20 protein-coding genes and 3 pseudogenes are annotated in these 21,029 nt (G+C 67.5%); 13 read left to right on the forward strand and 10 right to left on the reverse strand.

Annotated features, from left to right (window positions below):
* Positions 1-335 precede the first annotated feature (335 nt).
* Together HWX36_RS28395 and HWX36_RS28400 are read right to left on the reverse strand one after the other, a co-directional pair.
* A complete protein-coding gene (locus HWX36_RS28395) occupies positions 336-3,764 on the reverse strand; it encodes a filamentous hemagglutinin N-terminal domain-containing protein (protein WP_175956776.1) in 3,429 nt (1,142 codons plus the stop codon).
* A 63-nt stretch (positions 3,765-3,827) separates the two neighbouring features.
* Entirely contained in the window at positions 3,828-5,600 is a 1,773-nt protein-coding gene (locus HWX36_RS28400) for a ShlB/FhaC/HecB family hemolysin secretion/activation protein (protein ID WP_244136535.1), read from the reverse strand.
* Between the two features lie 291 nt (positions 5,601-5,891).
* Between HWX36_RS28400 and HWX36_RS28405 the strand changes: the two genes are divergently transcribed.
* The 3 genes and pseudogenes from HWX36_RS28405 (at position 5,892) to HWX36_RS28415 (ending at position 7,359) form a co-directional block, all read left to right on the forward strand.
* Complete coding sequence (locus tag HWX36_RS28405; protein WP_175956777.1) at positions 5,892-6,524, forward strand: LysE family translocator; 633 nt, start codon at positions 5,892-5,894, stop codon at positions 6,522-6,524.
* Between the two features lie 231 nt (positions 6,525-6,755).
* A pseudogene (locus HWX36_RS28410) lies at positions 6,756-7,085 on the forward strand (type II toxin-antitoxin system RelE/ParE family toxin).
* Positions 7,072-7,359, forward strand: a complete 288-nt coding sequence (locus HWX36_RS28415; protein ID WP_175956778.1) for a helix-turn-helix transcriptional regulator — start codon at positions 7,072-7,074, stop codon at positions 7,357-7,359. Before HWX36_RS28410 ends, HWX36_RS28415 begins: the two are co-directional and overlap by 14 nt.
* A gap of 122 nt (positions 7,360-7,481) precedes the next feature.
* Here the strand turns inward: HWX36_RS28415 and HWX36_RS28420 are convergent, their stop codons facing one another.
* Both HWX36_RS28420 and HWX36_RS28425 read right to left on the reverse strand, forming a co-directional pair.
* Positions 7,482-8,051, reverse strand: coding sequence for a hypothetical protein (locus HWX36_RS28420; RefSeq protein WP_175956779.1), 570 nt, complete (start codon positions 8,049-8,051; stop codon positions 7,482-7,484).
* Positions 8,052-8,277: 226 nt separating this feature from the next.
* Positions 8,278-8,736, reverse strand: a complete 459-nt coding sequence (locus HWX36_RS28425) for an Lrp/AsnC family transcriptional regulator (protein ID WP_175956780.1) — start codon at positions 8,734-8,736, stop codon at positions 8,278-8,280.
* Between the two features lie 124 nt (positions 8,737-8,860).
* On the opposite strand from HWX36_RS28425, the gene HWX36_RS28430 reads away from it, so the two are divergent.
* From HWX36_RS28430 to surE, 3 genes are all read left to right on the forward strand, one after another.
* Complete coding sequence (locus HWX36_RS28430) at positions 8,861-9,595, forward strand: AzlC family ABC transporter permease (protein ID WP_175956782.1); 735 nt, start codon at positions 8,861-8,863, stop codon at positions 9,593-9,595.
* On the forward strand, positions 9,588-9,896 hold the full coding sequence (locus HWX36_RS28435; protein WP_069250570.1) for an AzlD family protein: 309 nt from the start codon (positions 9,588-9,590) through the stop codon (positions 9,894-9,896). Before HWX36_RS28430 ends, HWX36_RS28435 begins: the two co-directional genes overlap by 8 nt.
* 180 nt (positions 9,897-10,076) lie before the next feature.
* A complete protein-coding gene (gene surE / locus HWX36_RS28440) occupies positions 10,077-10,856 on the forward strand; it encodes a 5'/3'-nucleotidase SurE (protein ID WP_175956784.1) in 780 nt (259 codons plus the stop codon).
* 79 nt (positions 10,857-10,935) lie between these two features.
* Here surE and HWX36_RS28445 read toward each other — a convergent pair whose 3' ends face one another.
* Entirely contained in the window at positions 10,936-11,763 is an 828-nt protein-coding gene (locus HWX36_RS28445; protein ID WP_175956786.1) for an SDR family oxidoreductase, read from the reverse strand.
* Positions 11,764-11,885: 122 nt separating this feature from the next.
* On the opposite strand from HWX36_RS28445, the pseudogene HWX36_RS28450 reads away from it, so the two are divergent.
* A pseudogene (locus tag HWX36_RS28450) lies at positions 11,886-12,182 on the forward strand (metalloregulator ArsR/SmtB family transcription factor); the annotation flags it as partial.
* A 5-nt stretch (positions 12,183-12,187) separates the two neighbouring features.
* On the opposite strand, the gene HWX36_RS28455 reads toward HWX36_RS28450, so the two are convergent.
* Complete coding sequence (locus HWX36_RS28455) at positions 12,188-12,655, reverse strand: cupin domain-containing protein (RefSeq protein WP_175956788.1); 468 nt, start codon at positions 12,653-12,655, stop codon at positions 12,188-12,190.
* A 118-nt stretch (positions 12,656-12,773) separates the two neighbouring features.
* Positions 12,774-12,905, reverse strand: a pseudogene (locus HWX36_RS37855) (Zn-dependent hydrolase); the annotation flags it as partial.
* Positions 12,906-12,922: 17 nt separating this feature from the next.
* Between HWX36_RS37855 and HWX36_RS37695 the strand changes: the two are divergent.
* On the forward strand, positions 12,923-13,048 hold the full coding sequence (locus tag HWX36_RS37695) for a hypothetical protein (RefSeq protein WP_279613404.1): 126 nt from the start codon (positions 12,923-12,925) through the stop codon (positions 13,046-13,048).
* 83 nt (positions 13,049-13,131) lie between these two features.
* Here HWX36_RS37695 and HWX36_RS28460 read toward each other — a convergent pair whose 3' ends face one another.
* The 3 genes from HWX36_RS28460 to HWX36_RS28470 all read right to left on the reverse strand — a co-directional run bounded on the left by HWX36_RS28460 (position 13,132) and on the right by HWX36_RS28470 (position 15,865).
* Positions 13,132-14,484 carry a pyridoxal-dependent decarboxylase gene (locus tag HWX36_RS28460; RefSeq protein ID WP_175956790.1) on the reverse strand — a complete coding sequence of 451 codons (1,353 nt, stop codon included), beginning with the start codon at positions 14,482-14,484 and terminating at the stop codon, positions 13,132-13,134.
* A 20-nt stretch (positions 14,485-14,504) separates the two neighbouring features.
* Positions 14,505-14,804, reverse strand: coding sequence for a helix-turn-helix domain-containing protein (locus HWX36_RS28465; protein ID WP_175956792.1), 300 nt, complete (start codon positions 14,802-14,804; stop codon positions 14,505-14,507).
* A gap of 173 nt (positions 14,805-14,977) precedes the next feature.
* Complete coding sequence (locus tag HWX36_RS28470; protein WP_175956794.1) at positions 14,978-15,865, reverse strand: LysR family transcriptional regulator; 888 nt, start codon at positions 15,863-15,865, stop codon at positions 14,978-14,980.
* A 129-nt stretch (positions 15,866-15,994) separates the two neighbouring features.
* On the opposite strand from HWX36_RS28470, the gene HWX36_RS28475 reads away from it, so the two are divergent.
* The 5 genes from HWX36_RS28475 (at position 15,995) to HWX36_RS28495 (ending at position 21,025) form a co-directional block, all read left to right on the forward strand.
* Complete coding sequence (locus tag HWX36_RS28475; protein ID WP_175956796.1) at positions 15,995-17,032, forward strand: aldo/keto reductase; 1,038 nt, start codon at positions 15,995-15,997, stop codon at positions 17,030-17,032.
* 203 nt (positions 17,033-17,235) lie between these two features.
* Complete coding sequence (locus HWX36_RS28480; RefSeq protein WP_175956798.1) at positions 17,236-17,712, forward strand: GNAT family N-acetyltransferase; 477 nt, start codon at positions 17,236-17,238, stop codon at positions 17,710-17,712.
* 326 nt (positions 17,713-18,038) lie between these two features.
* Complete coding sequence (locus tag HWX36_RS28485) at positions 18,039-19,046, forward strand: hypothetical protein (protein WP_175956800.1); 1,008 nt, start codon at positions 18,039-18,041, stop codon at positions 19,044-19,046.
* Between the two features lie 221 nt (positions 19,047-19,267).
* The gene (locus HWX36_RS28490; RefSeq protein WP_175956802.1) at positions 19,268-19,861 is read left to right on the forward strand and encodes a DUF4410 domain-containing protein; all 594 of its coding nucleotides are present in this window, start codon (positions 19,268-19,270) and stop codon (positions 19,859-19,861) included.
* Between the two features lie 354 nt (positions 19,862-20,215).
* Positions 20,216-21,025 carry a TlpA disulfide reductase family protein gene (locus HWX36_RS28495; protein ID WP_175956804.1) on the forward strand — a complete coding sequence of 270 codons (810 nt, stop codon included), beginning with the start codon at positions 20,216-20,218 and terminating at the stop codon, positions 21,023-21,025.
* The last annotated feature ends 4 nt before the right edge of the window (positions 21,026-21,029 follow it).

Consider the following 21,029-nt stretch of genomic DNA (forward strand, 5'->3'; position numbering starts at 1 on the left):
TCGGCGGGTGAGCCGCTCAGGCAACACGATGAGTGGGCGTTTTTCAGGGATAGCACGGTCGCGCGGCTACCTTGATGCGTAACGACGGCGCCGCATACCGACTGTCCCGCGACTTTCCGGCCGCGCCCGGCTCGCCACCAAAAAGAAAGGGTTCTTCGCGGATCGACGTGAAGAACCCTTGCAAAGCATCGTTGCGACGAAGGCCGACCAGACGACGGCCCGCCGACCCGCACGGCACCCGTGCCGAACGGGCGTCGGACCAAAGTCGCGACAGCGCGATGCGCCGGGGAGGCGGGCGTCACTGCAACCCGCCACGCCTCCCCGAACGGGACCGATCAGTTCCGGATTTCGCCGAAATCGAGGCCCGCGAGCGGCACCGCCGCCGCGTTTCCGCTCACGCCATTGCCGCTCATCCAGCCGAAGTTGAGGCCGACCAGCCCACCGTACAACTGGTCGTAGCCGGCCGTATAGGCAATACGGCTGCGCGAGCTCGAACGATCGACGTTGCCGAAGTTTTCGCCTGCGACGCCGCCCAGCCGTGCATTGCGCCCGCCGGACACCGAGCCTGACGACGACGACGACGCGATCTTGCCGTCGTTCTTGCCGACCAGGCCGCCAACCGAACTGCCATCGCCGCCCTTCGCCGAACCGATGGCGTCGGACGCATCGATCGAAGCATCCATGTGGTTGTGGCCCACCAGGCCGCCGACGTAGCTACCGGCGCCGGCAACGACGTCGCCCGACGCGCCCGACGAAGACACGCTGCCCCAGTTGAGGCCGACCAGGCCGCCTGCCCTGCCCCTGCCGGCGACATTCACGGCCCCGCTTGCGTAGGCGCTCACCACCTTGCCGACGGCGCCGTTCCAGCCGACGCCCCCCCCTGCGATGCTGTCGTCGCCGGCCGATACGGTGCCGCCTGCCGACGAAGCGGCCACGAGGCCGTTGTTGTCGCCGACGAGACCGCCTGCCTGGCTCTGCGTACCGACCTTGACCGCGCCGCTGGCCGACGAACCGTCCACCTTGCCGATGTTCGAGCCCACGAGCCCGCCCGCCTTCACGTTGTTGCGCCCTTCCACCTTGCCATGTGCGTCCGATGCGAGGATCTCGGCCTTGTCCACGTTACGGCCGACGAGACCGCCCAGCTGGCTGCCGGCGCCAGCCGACACGTTGCCGAGCGCAGTGGACGCGCTGATCGTGCCTTCGTTCAACCCCACGAGGCCGCCCGCCGTCGCGGCGTTGCCGGCCTGGACGCTGCCGCTCGCCGTCGACGCCAGGATCGTCGCACGGTTGACGCCGACGAGCCCGCCGACCGAACCCGACGCACCCGCAACGACCTTGCCGCCCGCCGTCGACGCGGCGATCTTGTCGCGATTTTCCCCGACGAGGCCGCCTGCCTTCCCGCTGTCGCCTACGGTCACGTCGCCCGTCGCGTCGGATGCGTCGATCAACGCGGCGTTGTAGCCGACGAGGCCGCCCGCCGTCGCGTCGTGGCCGGCCCGCACGCTCGCAGACGAAGAAGCGGCCTTGATCGCCCCGCCTTCGTTGTAACCGACGAGGCCGCCGACACGCGCACCGCGAGCCAGGGCCGTGACGCTGCCCGCGACCGTCGACGCCGTGATGACGCCGCGGTTGACACCGACCAGGCCGCCTGTATCGCCGGCCGACTCGCTGCTGACCTTGACGTCGGCGCGGCTGTTGCTGATGGTCGCGTTGCCCAGATCCGGCCAAAGGGCCGTGCGGTTTTCTCCGACCAGACCGCCGACGTACAGTGCGTCCCTGCCGCCTTCGACGCGGCCCGAAACCGATGCGCGATCGATCCGTCCGCTGATATTGCTGCCGACCAGGCCACCGAGGATCGCGCGACCGTTGCCGCTCACCAGGACGTCTTTCGCCTTTACGTTGGTGATGTCGCCCTGGTTGTAGCCGGCCAATGCGCCGACGCTGACCGGCGACGCCGTGTACCCGGCCGGCGCCCGCGCCGTGATCTTGTCGAGCCCGAGGTTGGCGATGCGGCCGGTGTTGACCGCAAACAACCCGACGACCGCACTGCCGGGATTCGAGACCGACAGATTGCCGATGGTATTGCCCAGACCGTCGAACACGCCGCTGAACGACGCACTGTCGCCGCCGAGGCTGCGGAATTGCGCCCCCTTGCCGTCGATCGCGTTACCCAGCACGTAGCGGCCGTTCATGTTGGCATCGACGCCGCGCAGCCCCGCGAGATCGTGAATCACGCGATACGCTTCGCCGTTCGCCGAGAACGACGCATTGCGACCCGACAGCGTGACTACCGCATCGTCGTTCGTCAGCGTATGGCCGCTGCCCGAGTTCAGCGCGAGGCTCGCGTTTTCGCCCGTCAGCGCCACGTTGTTGCCGATGCGGATCTGTCGTGCCGCGTTCATCGTCACGCCCGCGTTCGCGCCGCTCGCCGTCAGCGACTGCTTCAGGTCGACGCTGCCCTTTTTCGACGTCAGCGCCAGCGCGTTGTCGCTTGTCCAGTTCACCGCGTCACCCACCGTCAGGTCGCCCGACGTTTTGGTCAGCGCCACGTTCGTCGTGCCCAGGTTGTGCGACAGCGTCTCGCCGTCGATTGCTGCGTCGGCGCTACCGACTATCCCGCCTGTCCCACCGTTGCCGGTATTGCCGTTGAGCCCGCCTTCGATAACGAGACCGCGCTTGCCGGCCCGCGCAGCCGTACCGACTCCGGCGTTGGCCGCCTCGATCGTCCACAGGCCCGTGCGGCCCGACACCGCGCGCGTATCCACCTGCGCGTCGCGCGACACCGCCACCCGCTCGCCGCGCGTCGTTACCGTGCCGCCTGCCGTCGCTGCGTCCTGCGCGCTCGCGTCCAGCTTCCCGCCGACTTGAACCTCGCCGCCGTCGAGCGTGATCTTCCCCGCACGGCTGCTCAGGCCCTTCGCCTCGATCGTGCCGCTGTTCCGGACCACCGAACCCAGCAGATCGCCTGCCGCGCGCGCCGTCATCAGCACCTCCCCGCCATCCGCCTTCAGCAGCCCGCCGTTGTGCGCCTGCGCGTCCACCGCCCCGCTTTCCACCTGCAGGTTCAGCAGCCCGTTGCCGTCGAAGTTCACGTTGAACGCATTGCCCGCGCCCAGCGCCACGCGGCCCATCTGCGCACGGATCACGCCCGTGTTCGACACCCGCGCGCCCAGCAGCGCCACGCTGCCGCCGTCCGCCGCCGCGATCGTCCCGGCGTTCTCCACCGACTGGCCCGAGGCTCCGGCGAACCGGTAGCGGCCCGCCAGGAAATCCGCGTCCGACAGGTTCTGCGTCGACGCCACCAGACCGCCCACGTTCACCTGCGCCCCCGCGCCGAACATCACGCCGTTCGGGTTCACCAGGAACACCCGCCCGTTCGCGTCCAGCTGGCCGTGAATCTGGCTGCCGTTCGCGCCGACCACCCGGTTCAGCGCGATCGACTGGTTCGTCGGCTGCTTGAACGACACCCGTTCGCCGCTACCCACGCTGAAGTCCTGCCAGTTCGTGATCAGCTTGTCCGTGTGCTGGTTGATCGACATCGTCTTGTTGTCCGCCGACTTCGCGATGTCGGCCTGCCCCGACATGATCTCGCCGCCCGTCGGCAGCGCGTATGCGCCCGACGCAGCAGCCAGCCCCAGCAGCGACACGCCCGCCGCAACTAGGCGCTTGCCGCCGCCCGACTTGCCGCGACGGCGCGCCGTTTCCCCGACCGCGCACCAGCCGCCTTGTGCTTCGTTCCACACCAATGAATAGGCCTTGTTCATTTTGGTATCCTCTTCAATATTTTTTATATAACCCGTCCTGCCGGACGGACCGATCACGCACGCTCAGAAATACTGAGCAGCCTGAACCCATACGCTCGGCGCGCGGGTCGGCGAGCCGAACGCCGCGCCGAGCGGCCACGCGGCCGTCAGCGTCACCTGGCGCTTCGCGCCGAACCAGCTCGCACCAACACCGCCGGCCTGCATGTGCTGCATGTTTCGCTCACGCGACCACGGGAACTTGTCGGCCTGCACACGCCCGGCGTCGACGAACGTGCTGACCTGCCAGCCCGGCGCGACGAGATACCGCAACTCCGCGCTGGCCTGCCAGCCCTGGTCGCCGCTGCCGGCGCCGAGCGCGTACGCGCGCACGCCGTATGGGCCGCCGAGACTGAATTTCTCCGATTCGTCGAGATTGCGCGACGCGAGTTGCGCGCTGAATTGCGCGTACAGCTCGAACCGACGCCCCAGCGCCTGCACCCGCAGCGCGCTCACGTTCAGCTTCGTGAAGCTGCCGATCGATTTTTTCAGCGCATCCGCTTCGAACGGATCGTTGCTGCGCAGCCGCCCGACACCGAACATCACCGAGAACCCGTTGCGGCCGCCGCCCAGCCAGCCATCCTGACTGTTGCCGCTGACGCCGAAGGTCCACAGGCCGATGTTCTTGTCGCGCCGGATATCGAATATCCCGTAGTCGTCGCGCAGGTTCTTGTTTTCGTACTGGGCCTGTGCGGTGACGCTCAGGTTGCGTGCGCGCACGAGCGGCTGGGTCACGTACGCGGTCTGCACGCTCGCCCGGCCGCTGGAATCGAGATCCGAGAATGCTCCGCCGAGCCGGTAGCGCAGCGACGAATACGCGACGCCGACTCGCGTGGACGCGGGGCCGACAGGCAGCTGGTACGCGGCACGGTAGTAGCGCTGCAGTTCGTTGCTGAGAAGCCCGCGCAGGCTCAGGCGATCGCCGAGCCGCAGCGGCGAATTGACGTCGACACTGCCGCCGACACGGTAGCGCCCGAGCGCGACGTCACCGAAGTTGTCGAATTCGAGCGAGCCGGACGCGAGCGGCCCTTTGTCGGCGTCGACGACGAGATCGGTGGTGCCGGGCGTATCGCCCGGACGCAGCGTGCCGCGCGCGGCGACGCCGGCCAGGTCGTCGAGCAGCAACAGGCTGCGCTCGAGAGCGGACCCGCGTACGACATCGCCCGGATGCAGCGCCGCGAGCGGCTGGCGCAGCGCGGCATCGAACACGCGCGAATGATTCTGGATCGTGATTGCGCCGTAGCGCCCTTCGGCGATGTCGATCCGCACGACGCCGTCGTCGATGTCCTGGCGAGGCAGGTAGGCACGCGCCAGCACGTAGCCATGGCGGCGATAGTAGGCAGTGATGCGCGCGGCGGCGCGCTGCAGATCGGCGAAACCCAGCGTGCTGCCCGCAAGATCGGCGACGAGCGGCTGCAACTCGTCGTTGCCGAACACGGTATTACCGTCGAGCGCGAATGCGCGAACGAGCACGCGAGGGCCCGACTCGGGCGCGCGCTCGGCAGCCTCTTCCGACGGCGCCACCGTCAGTTCGGGCGCGGCTTCCGGCGGCAGATCCGGCCGCGGCGCCTCGATATCGCGCATCGCTCGCCCCGCATCCGGCACTTGTGCATGGACCGGCTCGAACAGGCTCGCGGCACCGCCGCAGATCAGCGCCACGCACAATGCGTGGCGAACCCGCGGGACCACGCCGACGTCGTGCGACACCGAACGCGAACCGGCCTCGCGTGACCGTGTCGCTTCGACGCGACCGATGTCGGCCCGACGGCGGTCGACGACTTGCATATGATCTACCCACATGGAACACATTCGGACCTTGCCGACAAGGCACTTGCCAGCTGTAACTCAAGCGCCGAATGCTACAGACAGACATTTCGCATGTATTTAGATCAGGTACGAAAATTCGTGACTGAATTGTTAAGTGCTGGTGCAGCCGCGCAAGGCGTGCGAATGGCAAACACGACTTCCGATTGATCGAAAGGATGGAAGCCAGCCGTTGCCCCCAAGCATGGCGCGAGCACGGTTGACCACCCGCAGCGGCACGCCTAAAGTGGCATTCCTTTTTACGCCGCTCACTCAAAAAGGATTCCCATGGTCGACTTTTCCACGCTCGCGTTGTTCTCCGGCGCGTGTCTCGCGCTGACGGCCACGCCGGGCCCCGACATGCTGCTGATCGCGTCCCGCAGCGTGAGCCAGGGCCGGCGCGCAGGCTTCGCGACACTCGCGGGCATCCAGGCCGGCACTTACTGCCACGCGCTGGCGGCCGCGCTCGGGCTGTCGCAGCTCTTCGTCGCGGTGCCGCTCGCCTATGACGTCGTGCGCTTCGCGGGCGCCGCCTATCTGCTGTATCTCGCGTGGAAGACGTTCCGTTCGGATGCAAGCGCGCTGTCACCCGTCGCGTCGCAGCGCCGCCACTCGACCGCGGCGATCTTCCGCCAGGGGCTGACGACGAACCTGCTGAACCCGAAGATGGCGCTGTTCGTGCTCGCGCTGTTTCCGCAGTTCGTGCGCCCTGGGCACGGTTCGATCGCCGTGCAGATTCTCGTGCTCGCGACGGTGCTGAACCTGATCGGCATCGTCGTGAACGGCGCGGTCATCCTGTCCGCGAGCCGGCTGAGCCAGCGGATCGGCGCGCGCCGCCGCCCGTCGAAGCTCCCGCAGTATCTGCTCGGGTCGGTGTTCGTGGGGTTGGCCGCGCGACTCGCGGTGGCGGGGCGGAACTGATCTCTCCGCCTCCCGAAGCAAACCGGCAGACCTGATATCCATTCGGACAACTAGTCGAATTCAGCCCGCCAGCAAACAATCTGGCTCACACATCGGCAACGAAGCACCGGAGAAACGTCCAGACGTTTCTCCGGTGCTTCCGTGCATTCGACGAGCCGCCCTCATGACAGACGCGACGGCGCTCCTTCTTGCAAGGAAATAACAACTTTGTTACTGTGCAAACCGTCGCGTATGAAATCCATTTCTTCAGCGAGCAAGTCGAGGCAGGCAGGCGTGCTTGCGTTGCCGAAGACGCTGACCGCCAGGTTCTTCGCACTCGCTGACCGTATGGAGCAGTACGGCCCGAATCTGGGCGAACCTCACATCAGGCCGATGGGCGACGGGTTGTATGAAATGCGCTTGAAGGGCCTGGAAGGTATCGCCCGTGTGTTTTACTGAGCGGTCGTCAACCGGCGGATCGTCATACTTCACTGCTTCGTGAAGAAGACGCAGAAAACGCCGCAGAAAGAGCTGGAAACTGCGCGCCGCCGATTGAAGGAGATTCGTTATGGCAACCTATAAGGCACTGCGCGAGCTCGCGTTGTCCGATCCGAAGGTACGCGCCGAATACGACCGGCTGAACCGCGAGGAATTCGCGCTGCTCGACGCAATGCTGGCCGCCCGGCGAGCCGCCGGTCTTTCGCAAGCCGAAGTGGCGGAGCGCATGGGCACGAAGGCGCCTGCCGTCACGCGGCTTGAACGCGCGCTCGCGACAGGCCAGCACTCTCCATCGATCGAGACGCTGCGCAAGTATGCCGCCGCGTGCGGCAAGAAACTCGTGATCTCGTTTGCCTGAATCGCACCCACGCCCGGCCATGCATGAATCGGCCGTCGGTGCGCGGGCGGGGATCAGCCGGGAGGCGAAGCAGGTGAGCCGTCAGTCGCAAGCGACATCGTCGCGACGCGCGATGCCGGCCTTCAGCGCGTCGCGCCCAGCGCCACGCGCAGCCGCTCCATCAACTGCGTGTAGTGGCGCAACACGTCGTCCTTCGGCACGACATTCGCGGTCGAGAAGCGTTCGGACCACGCGGGCTTCCATTCGTACGAGCCGTGCACGCTCCGATCACCGTCGGGCGCCTGGATCAGCGAGCGGATCCGCGCGTCGCGGCCCGGGCCCGTATGCATGTCGAACAGCGCGTGGATGTACGTGTGATACGCGTCGTACACGTCGTCGTCGAACAGGTAGCGGTAGATGTGGAACGTGCGGTCGAGGTCGCGCTTCGCGCGGATCACGTCGTCCGGCGAGATGTCCTTCCAGTAGCCGATCCACGTGTAGAAACACAGCAACGCATTGAGCTGCGGCGCGACCGCGTCGTATAGCGCGAGACGCTTCTCGATCAACCGCTGGTTGGTCCACTGCACCAGTTCGAGCCGCTTCAGCCGGCGCGCGACGAGCCAGCCGAGACACGCAACCGACAACGGCGTCAGCACGCCCAGCACGAGCTTGACGATTTCCAGCGAATTCCACGGCGTGTTGATTGGCTGCATGAATGGCCCGACAAGAAGAAACGCCCGCGCCGGCGCATGAACCGGCGCGCAGCAGCGCCTGCCCGATCGCGTCGGCATTGACCGTTAGTTGCTTGCGCATCGAACGTCGCGCGACCACTCAGGCAACCGGGTCGAAGCGCTGCGATTCGTCAGTCTACCGAGCGATTGTCACCGAGCCGTGACCGTTCGTCGACCCGTCCGTCGCATGACACGCACCGGCATCGAGCTAGGTCGGTAGCGCCGACGTGAGCTTGACCTTCTGCATCGGAATGTCGGTCTTCACGCTCAGCACGCCTGGAATGCGCGTGAGGGTTTCCATCTGGAAGCGCCGGTAGTCGTCGATGTCGGCCGCGACGACGCGCAGCAGAAAATCGCAATCGCCCGCCATCAGGTGGCACTCGACGACTTCCGGCATCTGCTGGACGGCCTCGGCGAAGCGGTTCACCGATTCCGCGTCCTGCCCCTTCAGCCACACGCGCGTGAAGATCGTCAGCCCCTTGCCGACTTTCGCGGGATTCAGCACGGCCACGTATTTCTCGATCACGCCGGCTTCCTCGAGGAGCCGGACGCGCCGCAGGCACGGCGACGGCGACAGCCCGACCTCGTGTGCGAGCTCCACGTTCTGCATGCGGCCGTCGCGCTGGAGCGCGTTCAGGATCCGGCGGTCGATGGCGTCAAGTTTCATTGGCATCCAATTCCAAAAAATTTTCGTATCACGCGTTCAATGCCAAATTCTGAGAAAAATCTGGCCACAACGCAACCCGATTCGAGTCAAAAAAGCAGACAATTCCTCCCCCGAAGGAGGAGTAATGAGCAGTAGCGTTTCAACGTCGTCAGGGCTTCGCGAGAAGCCCGCCTATGTCGCCGAGATGGGTCGCGGTTTGCGCGCGGCGCTGCCCGTCATGCTGGGTTTCGTGCCGTTCGCGCTCGTGCTGGGCGCGCAGGCCGCGCAGAAGGGGCTGAGCCTGTTCGAAGTGCCGATGATGACCGGCATGAACTTCGGCGGCGGCTCCGAATTCGCGGCGATCCATCTGTGGACATCGCCGCCGCATATCGCGCTGATCGTCGCGATGTCGTTCCTCGTGAATTCGCGCCACATCCTGATGGGCGCCGCATTCGAGCCGTATATCCGCCGCCTGCCGCGCCGCCGCGCGCTCTTCGCACTGTTCTTCATGTGCGACGAAAGCTGGGCGATGTCGCTCGCCGACGCCCGGGCGCGCTCCGCCACGCACATCAGCGTGCCCTATTACGCGGGCATCTGCGTGGGGCTCTACCTGACGTGGATCTCGATGACCACGCTCGGCGCGGCGGTCGGCCCGACGATCGGCAACGTCGAGCAGTACGGCTTCGACATGGCGTTCACGGCGGTATTCCTGGTGCTGCTGCGCGGGATGTGGAAAGGGATGCGCGCGAGCCGCCCGTGGTTCGTGAGCCTCGTCGTCGCCGCAGCCACGCACCTGGCCGTGCCCGGCGCGTGGTACGTCGCGGCCGGCGCCTGCGCGGGGCTGGTCGCCGCGCTGCTGTGGGAGCCGCGCGATGCCTGATTTCCCGGATTTCAGCACGGTCGCGACGATCGTGCTGATGGCGTCGACGACGTATCTGTCGCGCATCCTTGGCTACGTGCTGCTGCGCAACCGCACGCTGAGCCCCCGGATGGCGTCGGTGATGGAGAACGTGCCCGGCTGCGTGCTGATCTCGGTGATCGCGCCGGCCTTCGTGTCGACGCGCCCGGCCGACCTGCTCGCGCTGGCCGTGACGCTGATTGCGGCGACGCGCCTGTCGATCCTGCCGACCGTCATCGTCGGCGTCGTGTCGGCCGGCCTGCTGCGGCACCTGCTCGGCTGAACGGTTCCGACCCGCCGCGCCCTCGCGGCCTGCACACCGGCCAACGGGCGCGCGATGCGCCCGTTTTCGCATCCGCGCCCACCGCGCGACGCGACGATTCTCACGCGGGAATGCTAGCCTTGTGGCTGGCGCCACACTGCACGCCCCCTCTCATTGCCCATCTCCACGAGGATCGTCCCGATGCCAGAAACCCGCCCGCTGTTCGATCGCGTCCTGCTCACCAACGACGACGGATTCGATGCCCCCGGCCTTGACGTGCTCGAACAGGTTGCCACGCAACTGGCGCGCGAAGTGTGGATCGTTGCACCGGCTGAAGACCAGAGCGGCACGTCGCATTCGCTGAGCCTGCATGACCCGCTGCGCGTACATCGCAAGGGCGAACGCCGTTTCGCGGTGCGCGGCACGCCCGGCGATTGCGTCGCGATCGCGATCGGCCACCTGATGACGGACGCGCGGCCCGACATCGTGCTGTCCGGCGTGAATCGCGGCGGGAACCTCGGTACCGAAACGGTGTTTTCCGGCACGGTCGGCGCCGCGATGACGAGCATGCTGGTCGGCGTGCCGGCCATCGCGCTGAGCCAGGCCTTCACCGATCGCAACGCGGTGCCGTGGGACACCGCGCTCGCGCTTGCGCCGGACGTCATTCGCCGGCTCGTTGCCGCCGGCTGGGACAGCGATGCGTGCCTGAACGTGAACTTCCCGCCGCGGCCCGCGCAGGACGTGCGTGGCCTCAAGGTGACGAACCAGGGCGCCGGCACGCTGCAGGGCGTCGAGATCGTGTCGAGGCGCGACCCGCGCGACTTCGAGTATCACTGGCTGAAGCTCGCACGCGCGCCGCGCGACGACGATGCGGATTCGGAGACGGTCGCGCTGGGTGAAGGGTATGTCGCCGTCACGCCGCTGAAGTTCGAGCGCACGCACGACCAGGCGCTCGCGCAACTGCGATCACGCCTCGGTTGATCGCTTGATCCGGCAAGCAAGCGGCCGCGGTAATCGCGTGCGTGCCCCCTGCGCGCGGATGCGCGGCTGCTTCACCGCATCACGTCAGATTCATTCCCCCGTCGAGCATCACGATCTCGCCCGTCACGTAGTCGGACGCAACAAGCATCGCAACCGTCTGCGCGATGTCGTCCGGCGTCGCCGCGCGGCGCATCGGCGCGCGCTCGCGCCAGAGCTGCTGCGCGTCCGTCCAGTCGGCCGTAAGCGGCGTATCGACGAGCCCCGGCGCGACCGCATTGACGCGAATCGCCGGTGCAAGCGTGCGCGCGAGCAGCCGCGTCGTGTGATTCAGCGCGGCCTTCGCCGCCGCATACGGAATCGACGCGCCTTTCGGCCGCACGCCCGCATGCGAGCTGATGTTCACCACGCACCCGGCCCGCCCGTGCGACGCCGCCTCGCGCAGCGCGGCCTCCGCCTCGGCGACGAGCCGAAACGGTGCGATCACGTTGATCTCGTGCATCTCGCGCCACACGTCGGGGGTCGCCGCGGCGAGGTCGTCATGCGGAATCACACGGCTGACGCCCGCGTTGTTGACGAGCACGTCGAGCCGCCCGTGCACGGCAACGGCTTCGCGGATCAAACGCACGCGCTCGGCGTCGTCGGCGAGATCGGCCTGCACATAGGCCGCGCCGAGTTCGCGCGCCATCGCGCGCCCCACGTCGGCCGAGCGGCGCGAATGCAGGATGACCGCATGGCCGTCCGCCGCCAGCCGGCGCGCAACCGCCGCGCCGATCCCCGACGTCGAACCGGTGACGAGCGCGACCGGCCGATGCAGCCGCGACGCGCGCGGCTCGGCAACGGTTTCGGTCTCGGCTTCAGGTTCCGTTTCGGGAATCGGAACGGAGATCGGCGGAAGCGGCGCGTCCATATCGGGGAACCCTGTCAGTAGCGTTCCCGCATCATAATCGCGACAACGCCCCCTGACGCGAACGTCGCGGCGGCGAAGCCGAAGCGGTCGGCCATCAGGCCGGCCGACAACGCGCCAATCGCATGGCCGAGCTCGCGCAGGCGCCCGGCCGTCCGAACCGGCGCGAATTGCTGGAGCACCCCGCACAGCGTGAGCGTTCGGTCGAGGAACCGACAGCGCTGCCGGGGATGACGTTCGCGAACACGTCGCGGCACCTGCCGATCCTGCGGCGCGCGCGCCTCGTCGATACCGAGCGGCGCGGCACGCACATCGTGTATCGCCTCGCCGGCGACAGCGAGGTCGTCTTGCCGATGAAGGCGCTTGGCCGCGCGGGCGAGCGCAACGTCGCCGAGATCAACAAGGTGATGGGCGACTACTTTGGCGATCAAGGCCGCTTCGGCAGATCGACATAGTCTTCGAGTTCGCCCGCGACATGGAGCCGCTTGCCGATTCGCGGATATTCGCAGACATCGTGTTCGAGCCGCTGCCCGCCGACGAGCAGCTCCAGCGGCGTATCGCCGGTGTTCTGCACCGTATGCGCTTCACCGCCGCGCGGAAAGCCCAGGAAATCGCCGGGCCCGATTGCCTCGGTGCGCTCGCCGATCGTGACCACGCCGGTGCCGGACAGCACGTACACGAACTCTTCTTCGTACAGGTGGCGGTGATACTCGGCCGATTCGTGTCCGGGCATCAGCGTGAGCAGGTGAACGCCGAATTGCGTCAGGCCGGTCAGGTCGCTGAGTTGTCGCTTGAGGCGAACGGCATTGGGATTCAGCGAATGCACCGCGCGCACCGGCTCCATCTTCGCGATATCGGCGGCCTTCAGCAGTTCCCGGGGAAAGGGAGTCGACATGGGGTTCTCGCAAGCGTGAATGCTTCGGTTGAACGCTGCGCCGGCGTGGCGCGCGCAGCGGCCATTGTCCGTTATTTCACGCTTGCAGAGGCATTGCGAGCCCCGCCATCGCGCGCGGCTAACGCGCGCAATCGGCCAGCAGGTTCGCCGGCACCGACGCGCCTTGCGCGAGGGGCACCGGATCGATATTTTCCGCTTCGTTGTGGCTCAAGCCGGCCTTGCACGGCACGAACACCATCGCGGCAGGCGCGCATCGGCGTCGAACGCATGACCGTGCTCGACGATCGCGGCGATCTCGACGGTCATCTGGAGGGCGGGGAAGCGGAGATCGAGGCGCCGGCGGAAGCCGCGTTCGCGTTCTCGATGCACGCGTTTCCCGACTCGGTGCGCTGACGATGCGGCCTATCCGGCGCATACGCGAAACGCGCCGCGCGTGACGGAGTGAACCTCCGCGCGCGCCGCCGCGTTGTCGCCGCTCAACGCACGTGCACGCCGCGCAACGCCGTCAGCAATGCCACGAGACGATCGATATGCGCGTCTTCGGTACGCCACGACGACACGCTGATCCGGAACGCCGGCCGCCCTTGCCACACCGTCGCGCCGAACCACACGTCGCCCGATGCCTGCGCAGCCTTGAGGATCGCAGCCGTTTCATCGTCGGTGCCGGCGCGCACCAGCACCTGGTTCAGCACGACGCGGTTCAGCACGTCGTAGCCGGCGGCGCGCAGCCCGTCCGCGACCCGCGCCGCCTGCGCGCAATGCTGCTCGACCATCGTGGCCACGCCGGCGCGGCCGAGTGAACGCAGTGCGGCCCACACGGGGATGCCGCGCGCGCGTCGCGAGAATTCGAGGTTCAGGTTCTTCTGCGCGTCCTGCGCGCCGCTCAGGTAGACGGCGTCGCTGTTCATCGCGGTCGCAAGCGCGGCCGCGTCGCGGCAGATCACCATCGCGCCATCGTACGGCGTGTTGAGCCACTTGTGGCCGTCGGTGGTCCAGCTGTCCGCGCCGTCGATGCCTTCCGTCAGCGCGCGCTTCGACGACGCACGCGCCCACAGGCCGAACGCGCCGTCGACGTGCACCCATGCGCCGGCCGCCTTCGCAGGCGGAATCAGCGCCGCGAACGGGTCGAACTCGCCGGTGTTCACTTCGCCGGCCTGTACGCAGAGGATCGTCATGTCGTCGAGCGGCGGCATCTGCGCCGGGTCGATGCGGCCGTGCAGGTCGACCGGCGCGACGACGAGGCGCTTCATCCCGAAACCGAGCACGCGCAGCGCCTTCTTCACCGTGATGTGCGCGAGTTCGGAGATCACGACCTTCACCTCGGGCGCGCCGGTCAGGCCGTCCTCGTCGACGTCCCAGCCCTTGCGCGCGAGCAGCGCGCGCCGCGCGGCCACCAGCGCGACGAGCGTGCAGGCCGTCGCGCTGGTGCCGAAGCCGACCGCGCTCCCCTCGGGCAACCCGAGCACGTCGACCACCCAGCGCGCGGCCTGGCGCTCGATCGTCGCGGCCACCGGTGAATTCGCATACGACGACGCGCACTGGTCCCACGCGAGCATCAAGCGCTCGGCCGCCGCCGCGGCCGGCAGCGCGGCGCCGATCACGAAGCCGAAGTAGTTCGGTCCGTTCGACGCGACGGTCGCGGGCGTGCCGCGCTCGTCGAGCAGACGCAGGACGTCGTCGGCCGCGCGGCCCGTATCGGGCAGCGGCTCGTCGAACGCCGCAAGGCCGGCCAATGCAGCCTCGTCGGGAAACGCGCGCCGCTCGTTCGTCGCGGCCAGATACGCGTGCGCGCGCCGGTCGGCGTCGGCCAGCAATGCAAGTTCGTCCATGTCGGTTGCCTTCGTGGGAGTCAGAGTTGCAAAAGATCGCGGCCGAGTTGCTGCAGCGCGCCGTCGATTCGCTTGTAGTACGTGAACTTGCCGGCGCGGGTCGCCTGCACGAGCCCGGCATCCGCGAGGATGCGCATGTGGCGCGTGGTCGTGGCCGGCGCGATGCCGAGCTTCTCGGTGATGTACGTGCAGCACACGCCGAGCTCGTCGAAATCGCCGTGCGGCTGCGGCGGGAAATGCTCGTGTGGCTGCTTGAGCCAGCGCATCACGGCCAGGCGGCTTTCGTTGGCCAGTGCGCTGATGCGGGTGACGTCGTCCATGGGTTCGGTTTCACTTAACGTTTCGCATATTAGCTAAATGACGAAATGTGTGCAATCGAGCGAACGCCGGTTTCAACTGGCGGCATCGCGCCCCCGGATCGTCACGCCGGCCTCCGATACGATCGTGGCGAGACACGCGCCGCCACGCCCGGCAGACCGCATGAACCTGCCCGTTACCCCTCGCCCAGCGCCTGCGTCAACCTGTCGATCAGCGCACGCACGCGCCGCGGTTGCACGGCGTTGCCCGGGTAGACGATCTGCAAATCGACGTCGCCCGGCGAGAACGCGCGCAGGACTTCGACGAGCGCGCCGGACGCCAGATCCTGCTCGACGTCGACCAGCGACTTCAGCGCGACGCCGTGCCCCGCGACGCACCATGCGCGCACGAGTGCGCCATCGTTGGCCACACGCCGGCCGCGCACCGTCACGCGCCGGGGTTCGCCATCGATGCTGAACGGCCATTCGGCATACAGGTCCGGCCCGAAGCGCATCACGATGCAGTCGTGCGCGGCAAGTTCGTCCGGATGCTGCGGCGTGCCGTGCGCCGCGAGATACGCGGGCGACGCGCACACCACGCGCCGCGCCCGGCCGAGCGAACGGATGCGCAGCGAACTGTCGGCGAGTGTGCCGCGCCGGATCGCGAAATCGAGCCCCTGCCCGACGACATCGACGTAACCGTCGCCGAGATGCAGGTCGACCGTGACGCCCGGATGCTCGGCGAGGAACGCGTCGACGACCGGCACCACGCGCTCGCGCCCGAGATCGGCCGGCGCGCTCAGGCGCACGGGCCCCGACAGCGACTGCACCCCCAGCCGCACGCGGCTTTCGAGTTCATCGGCCTCCGCCAGCAGGCGCCGCGCGCCGTCGACGAGCATGCGGCCTTCGTCGGTCAGGCTGATCGCGCGCGTCGTGCGCGTGAGCAACGCCGCGCCGTAGTGGCGCTCGAGCGCGGTCAGCCGCTCGGACACCGTGGCCGGCGACAGCCCGAACTCTCGGCCCGCCGCGGCCAGCCCGCCTTTCTCCACGATGCGCAGGAACAGCGCGAGATTATCGAGCAGCATTATTCGCCTCCTCCGAACGATATTTTCGAAGTCTGCCCAATTATCCGGAATATCCACAAGCGATACAGTGTGGCGACCCCTGGCCACGCGGCACCCCTCGACACTTCGATTACCCAAAGGAAACCCGCCATGGAATACCGCACCCTCGGCCGCTCCGGCCTCAAGGTTCCCGCCCTGAGCTTCGGCGCCGGCACGTTCGGCGGCACCGGCCCGCTGTTCGGCGCATGGGGCAACACGGGCGTCGACGAAGCGCGCCGCCTGATCGACATCTGCCTCGAAGCCGGCGTCAACCTGTTCGACACGGCCGACGTGTATTCGGACGGCGAATCCGAGCGCGTGCTCGGCGCCGCTATCAAGGGGCGTCGCGACCAGGTGCTGATCTCGACGAAGACGGGCCTGCCGACCGGCGCCGGCCCGAACGACGCGGGCACATCGCGCGCGCGGCTGGTGCGCGCCGTCGACCACGCGCTGCGCCGCCTCGGCACCGACTACATCGACCTGCTGCAACTCCACGCGTTCGACGCAAGCACGCCGGTCGAGGAAGTGATGTCGACGCTCGACGATCTCGTGCGCGCGGGCAAGCTGCGCTACATCGGCGTGTCGAACTTCGCGGGGTGGCAGATCATGAAATCGCTGGCGGTGGCGGATCGGCACGGCTGGTCGCGTTACGTGGCGAACCAGGTCTACTACTCGCTCGTCGGCCGCGATTACGAATGGGACCTGATGCCGCTCGGCGCCGACCAGGGGCTCGGCGCGCTCGTCTGGAGCCCGCTCGGCTGGGGCCGGCTCACCGGCAAGATCCGGCGCAACGCGCCGCTGCCCGAAGGCAGCCGCCTGCATGAAACGGCCCGCTTCGGGCCGCCGGTCGACGACGCACACCTGTACGACGTGGTCGATGCGCTCGACGCGATCGCCGAGGAAACCGGCAAGACCGTACCGCAGATCGCGCTGAACTGGCTGCTGCAGCGCCCGACCGTGTCGTCGGTGATCATCGGCGCGCGCAACGAGGAACAGCTGCGGCAGAACCTCGGCGCGGCCGGCTGGGCACTGACCGATGCGCAGGTCGCGAAACTCGACGCGGCGAGCGCGGTGGAAGCACCGTATCCGTACTTCCCGTATCGCCGCCAGCAGGCGTTCGCGCAACTCAATCCGCCGCTGCGCGGGTAAGCGCCGACGGCCGGCGAAGGCGGCCGGGTCGCCTTAGGCCGGCTGACGGTCAGCCAACCCCACAAGAATCGTGCGAATCGTGGCACCAAGAAAAGCCGTCGTCATGGGCCTACCCATGGGGCCGCGGACTTCCTATCGTAGAGACCTGCGACGCGCCTGCCGGACCGGCGGCGCGCGCACTTCTCCTCGACAGGTCCGCCAACATGAACGCCAACGACACCGGACTGACCGTACGCGCGGTCACGGAAGACGACTACGACCAGTGGCTGCCGCTATGGGACGGCTATAACCGGTTCTACGGCCGCTTCGACGATACCGCTCTGCCGCTGCGCATCACGCAGCTCACGTGGTCGCGCTTCTTCGACGTCTACGAACCCGTGCATGCGCTCGTCGCCGAACGCGCCGGCCGGCTCGTCGGGCTCGTGCATTTCCTGTATCACCGCAGCACGACGCTCGCCGGGCCGACCTGTTACCTGCAGGACCTGTTCACGCTCGGCAGCGAGCGCGGCAAGGGCGTCGGCCGCGCGCTGATCGAAGCCGTGTACGACACCGCGCGTGCGCATCGCGCCGAACGCGTGTACTGGCAGACGCACGAAACGAATCACACGGCGATGCGGCTCTACGACACCGTCGCGGAAAAGCCGGGAGCCGTGCTCTACCGGAAAGAGTTGTCGCGCTGAGCTGAACGGCGACGCGCGGGCAAGTGCCATCTCGTGGATTGCCCGGCCCGATTGAAGGCCATGATCGCTTCCGGAACAGCCGCTTCGGCAAACCTTGTCACCCCGGGGATACACGATCCTCCTTTCGGTCGATTTTTGTGTCCCCCGGCGACCCGCTCAACCCGCCGCCCGCGCCTCGATCCACAAAAACAGCGGCACGCGTGAGCGGGAGCATCGCGCAGCCGGTTTCCGTTTCCGGCGGCGACGTTCTACAGTGACATAAAACAATCCGCGCCACCGCGCGTCGTCCCCGCGCGGCGATGCGCCCCCGATTCCGAGGAAATCCCATGCCGAGCATCCTGGCCGCGCCCGCCAATCTCCCGCCCAGCCCCGTCGCGGCGGAAACGCGCATGGTGCACGACGTCGCCACGCTGAAGCCGTCCGACTATCGTTCGGCGGACGGCGCGTCGTGGGTCATCTCCATCATCACGCCGGCCGCGGACAGCGGCGCGAACGTGACCGGCACGACATACTTCGACACCGCGAAAGGCCAGACCGTCCCGGTACCCGACGCGCGGCGCCGCTATGCGAATCGCGGCACGTGGCAGGTCGTCGCGAGCTCGAGCCCTGCCGTGCCCGCCACCGGCCGCTACGACTGGCTGACGCTCGCCTGGCTGCCGATCAACCGGCGGCCGCTGCCCCAAACGCCCGAGCACCTGTATTCGCCGTTCATTCGCGGCGGCACGATCGTGTATCGCTGGAATCCGGCGGCGGAAGGCGGCGAACAGTTCGGCAACGTGCGGATGATCTTTCCGGAATGGACGCAGCAGGTGGCCGATGCGTTGCGGGCTGCTCCGGCAGCGTCGCCCGGCGGAGCGAGCGCGTCGGCCACATCGTCGGCGCTCGATCGCCTGAAGGCGGACACGAATCCGATGACCGCCGTGCTCGACTTCGGCGACGCACTGCGCGATGAACCGGTCGAGCGGATCGTCGCGCGGCTGCCGGAGCTGCTGCGGGTGAAGGATCTGCACGAACTATCGGCGATCGTGTTCCTGTGCCTGTCCGGATCGCGCGCCGAAGACCGGCCGCGCTTCGCCGAAATGATCAACGGCTCGATCGCGTCGACTGACGACAGCGCGCGCCTGCTTGCGATTGCGTATGGCGCATTCGCGGCCGGCCGGGCGCGGCCCTATCCGTTCAACGATGCGGGGCAGACAGCGCGGATCAACGACGTGTTCGGCGTGTTGAAGCGGCGGACGGCCGCGCTCAACGTGCCGGTTGGGGAAGGGTCGCCTTGGTACGAGTTCTTCACCGCGTATCGGCTCGGCGATGCGGGGTCCGGCAACGGACAGTGATCGTCCGCAATAATCAGCCCCACGGCAGTCACGCCCGATCGCCAGTCCCCCCACGCGCTCGCAACGCGGTCAACCGGCATTCCATTCGCGTACGACATCGCGATCAATAAATCCCGAATCGATTGTCGATCTATTCGACCTTTTGAATTGATTCGCCCGGTGTTAGATTTCCGCCCGGCCTCAGAGCCATCTCAAATAACCCAAACCCAAAAGACCAAATCATGAAATCTGTATTCCGTCATGCCGCTCTGGCATTGGTGACGATCGGCTTCCTGTCGGGCTGCGCGAGCAGCGTGACACGCGACGCCAGCGATCAGCCGGGGGCCATCGCAACTGCATCGACGCCCAAATTCGGCTCGAAACCCGTGATCGTTCAGGTCACGCTCGACAAAGCCGCGCAAGAAGCGCTGAAAGACAATCTGAAATTCAGCCCCGAGAACCTGAAAGGGAAAATCGAAAGCGCACTGGCCGCACGCAAGTTGCTGGCAACGGCCGGTTCGACCGATGCGATGCACCTGAACATCGAAGTCAACGGCATCCGCGTGCGCTCGAGCTTCTCGGCAGTGATGTTCGGCTTCATGGCCGGCAACGATCACGTCGACGGCACCGTGACGCTCACCGACGCCGACAATCATCAGATCGACCGCTTCAAGGTATCGGCTTCGTATGCGCTCGGCGGCCTCGCCGGCGGCATGGACGATACGCGCCTGAACTGGCTGTACGAGAAGTTCACCGAGAAGACGCTGACGACGCTCGAACCGGCGGCCGACGCGCAGCAAGCGAACGCAGCACAAGCCCCGTCGGGCAATCTGTAATCGCCGACGCCCGGCGGGCCCCGCATGCAAGGCCCGTCGGGCGTCAATCTCCGCGCTCGCCGCTGCGAAGACAAAGCGCATATCCGGCCCGTGTCGTGTCGATGAACGCGATTCCGCTGACCGCCGCTGAACTCCGCTGACCATCGGGCCGGTCTGATGTGCCGCCTGCGCGCCTGAAAATCAAGGCGTCCTGAACCTGCCCCTTCCGTCGAATTCGCAACGAGCCGTTACGTTCTCGGCGGGAACCCCCATCCGCGGCGACCTGTCGAATCGCCGACACGACCGTCGACGGCTTCGTCGCCGTGGCGGACAATCCCGTCTCCAGCCCCGCTCGTTCGCACCCCATCCTTCTTCATGCTGAGCATTGGTCCCTTCTCGATCCGCGTCGTCGCGGTAGCCGTCGCCGCGCTGCTCGCGTGGCTCGTCGCGCGCCTCATCCAGCGCCGCCCGCCCGATGGACACCACAAGACCGCATCGAGCCTGATCCTCGACACGCTGCTGCTCGGCCTGCTCGCCGCGCGTATCGGCTACGTCGCGCAGTGGTGGCACGAGTACGCGGCCGCACCGCGCTCGATCATCGCGCTCGGCGACGGCGGCTTCGACTGGCGCATCGGCCTCGCGGCCGCGATCGTGTTCGCGGGCTGGCGCCTGCGCCGCCTGCGCGCGCTGCGTCGCCCGGTGATGGCCGGCATGCTCGCGGGCGTTGCCGCATGGGGTATCGCACAAGGCACGCTCGCCACGTTGCAGCACAGCGCGCCGCCGCTTGCCGCGTTGCGGCTCGAAGCGCTCGACGCCACGCCGGTACCGGTGCAGCGCTTCGCGGGCAAGCCCGTCGTCGTGAACCTGTGGGCGACATGGTGCCCGCCGTGCCAACGCGAAATGCCGATCCTCGCGCAAGCGCAGCAGGATCATCCCGGGATGACGGTGCTGATGGTCAACCAGGGCGAAGACGCACAAGCGGTACGCGCGTTCCTCGAACAGAAGGGACTGCGGTTCGATCACGTGCTGCTCGATCGCACGCTGCACGCGATGCAGACCTACGGTTCGCGCGGGCTGCCGACGACGCTCTTCTTCGACGCAAACGGCAATCTCGTCGAATCGCACATGGGCGAGATCACCGCCGCGCGGCTGAAGGATGCCGTGGCGGACCGCTTCGGCCAGTAACGCG

Source organism: Burkholderia sp. BCC0405, from assembly GCF_902833075.1.
Lineage (GTDB): Bacteria > Pseudomonadota > Gammaproteobacteria > Burkholderiales > Burkholderiaceae > Burkholderia.

What these genes read in the sequence shown, in the direction of transcription:
- HWX36_RS28415 (WP_175956778.1), top strand. Translation starts at nt 7,072, where the DNA reads ATGGCAACCTATAAGGCACTGCGCGAGCTCGCGTTGTCCGATCCGAAG.
- HWX36_RS28425 (WP_175956780.1), bottom strand. Translation starts at nt 8,736, where the DNA reads ATGAAACTTGACGCCATCGACCGCCGGATCCTGAACGCGCTCCAGCGC.
- HWX36_RS37695 (WP_279613404.1), top strand. Translation starts at nt 12,923, where the DNA reads ATGACCGTGCTCGACGATCGCGGCGATCTCGACGGTCATCTGGAGGGC.
- HWX36_RS28435 (WP_069250570.1), top strand. Translation starts at nt 9,588, where the DNA reads ATGCCTGATTTCCCGGATTTCAGCACGGTCGCGACGATCGTGCTGATG.
- HWX36_RS28400 (WP_244136535.1), bottom strand. Translation starts at nt 5,600, where the DNA reads ATGTGGGTAGATCATATGCAAGTCGTCGACCGCCGTCGGGCCGACATC.
- HWX36_RS28430 (WP_175956782.1), top strand. Translation starts at nt 8,861, where the DNA reads ATGAGCAGTAGCGTTTCAACGTCGTCAGGGCTTCGCGAGAAGCCCGCC.
- HWX36_RS28395 (WP_175956776.1), bottom strand. Translation starts at nt 3,764, where the DNA reads ATGAACAAGGCCTATTCATTGGTGTGGAACGAAGCACAAGGCGGCTGG.
- HWX36_RS28455 (WP_175956788.1), bottom strand. Translation starts at nt 12,655, where the DNA reads ATGTCGACTCCCTTTCCCCGGGAACTGCTGAAGGCCGCCGATATCGCG.
- HWX36_RS28485 (WP_175956800.1), top strand. Translation starts at nt 18,039, where the DNA reads ATGCCGAGCATCCTGGCCGCGCCCGCCAATCTCCCGCCCAGCCCCGTC.
- HWX36_RS28420 (WP_175956779.1), bottom strand. Translation starts at nt 8,051, where the DNA reads ATGCAGCCAATCAACACGCCGTGGAATTCGCTGGAAATCGTCAAGCTC.
- HWX36_RS28475 (WP_175956796.1), top strand. Translation starts at nt 15,995, where the DNA reads ATGGAATACCGCACCCTCGGCCGCTCCGGCCTCAAGGTTCCCGCCCTG.
- HWX36_RS28405 (WP_175956777.1), top strand. Translation starts at nt 5,892, where the DNA reads ATGGTCGACTTTTCCACGCTCGCGTTGTTCTCCGGCGCGTGTCTCGCG.
- HWX36_RS28490 (WP_175956802.1), top strand. Translation starts at nt 19,268, where the DNA reads ATGAAATCTGTATTCCGTCATGCCGCTCTGGCATTGGTGACGATCGGC.
- HWX36_RS28480 (WP_175956798.1), top strand. Translation starts at nt 17,236, where the DNA reads ATGAACGCCAACGACACCGGACTGACCGTACGCGCGGTCACGGAAGAC.
- HWX36_RS28495 (WP_175956804.1), top strand. Translation starts at nt 20,216, where the DNA reads ATGCTGAGCATTGGTCCCTTCTCGATCCGCGTCGTCGCGGTAGCCGTC.
- HWX36_RS28445 (WP_175956786.1), bottom strand. Translation starts at nt 11,763, where the DNA reads ATGGACGCGCCGCTTCCGCCGATCTCCGTTCCGATTCCCGAAACGGAA.
- surE (WP_175956784.1), top strand. Translation starts at nt 10,077, where the DNA reads ATGCCAGAAACCCGCCCGCTGTTCGATCGCGTCCTGCTCACCAACGAC.
- HWX36_RS28460 (WP_175956790.1), bottom strand. Translation starts at nt 14,484, where the DNA reads ATGGACGAACTTGCATTGCTGGCCGACGCCGACCGGCGCGCGCACGCG.
- HWX36_RS28465 (WP_175956792.1), bottom strand. Translation starts at nt 14,804, where the DNA reads ATGGACGACGTCACCCGCATCAGCGCACTGGCCAACGAAAGCCGCCTG.
- HWX36_RS28470 (WP_175956794.1), bottom strand. Translation starts at nt 15,865, where the DNA reads ATGCTGCTCGATAATCTCGCGCTGTTCCTGCGCATCGTGGAGAAAGGC.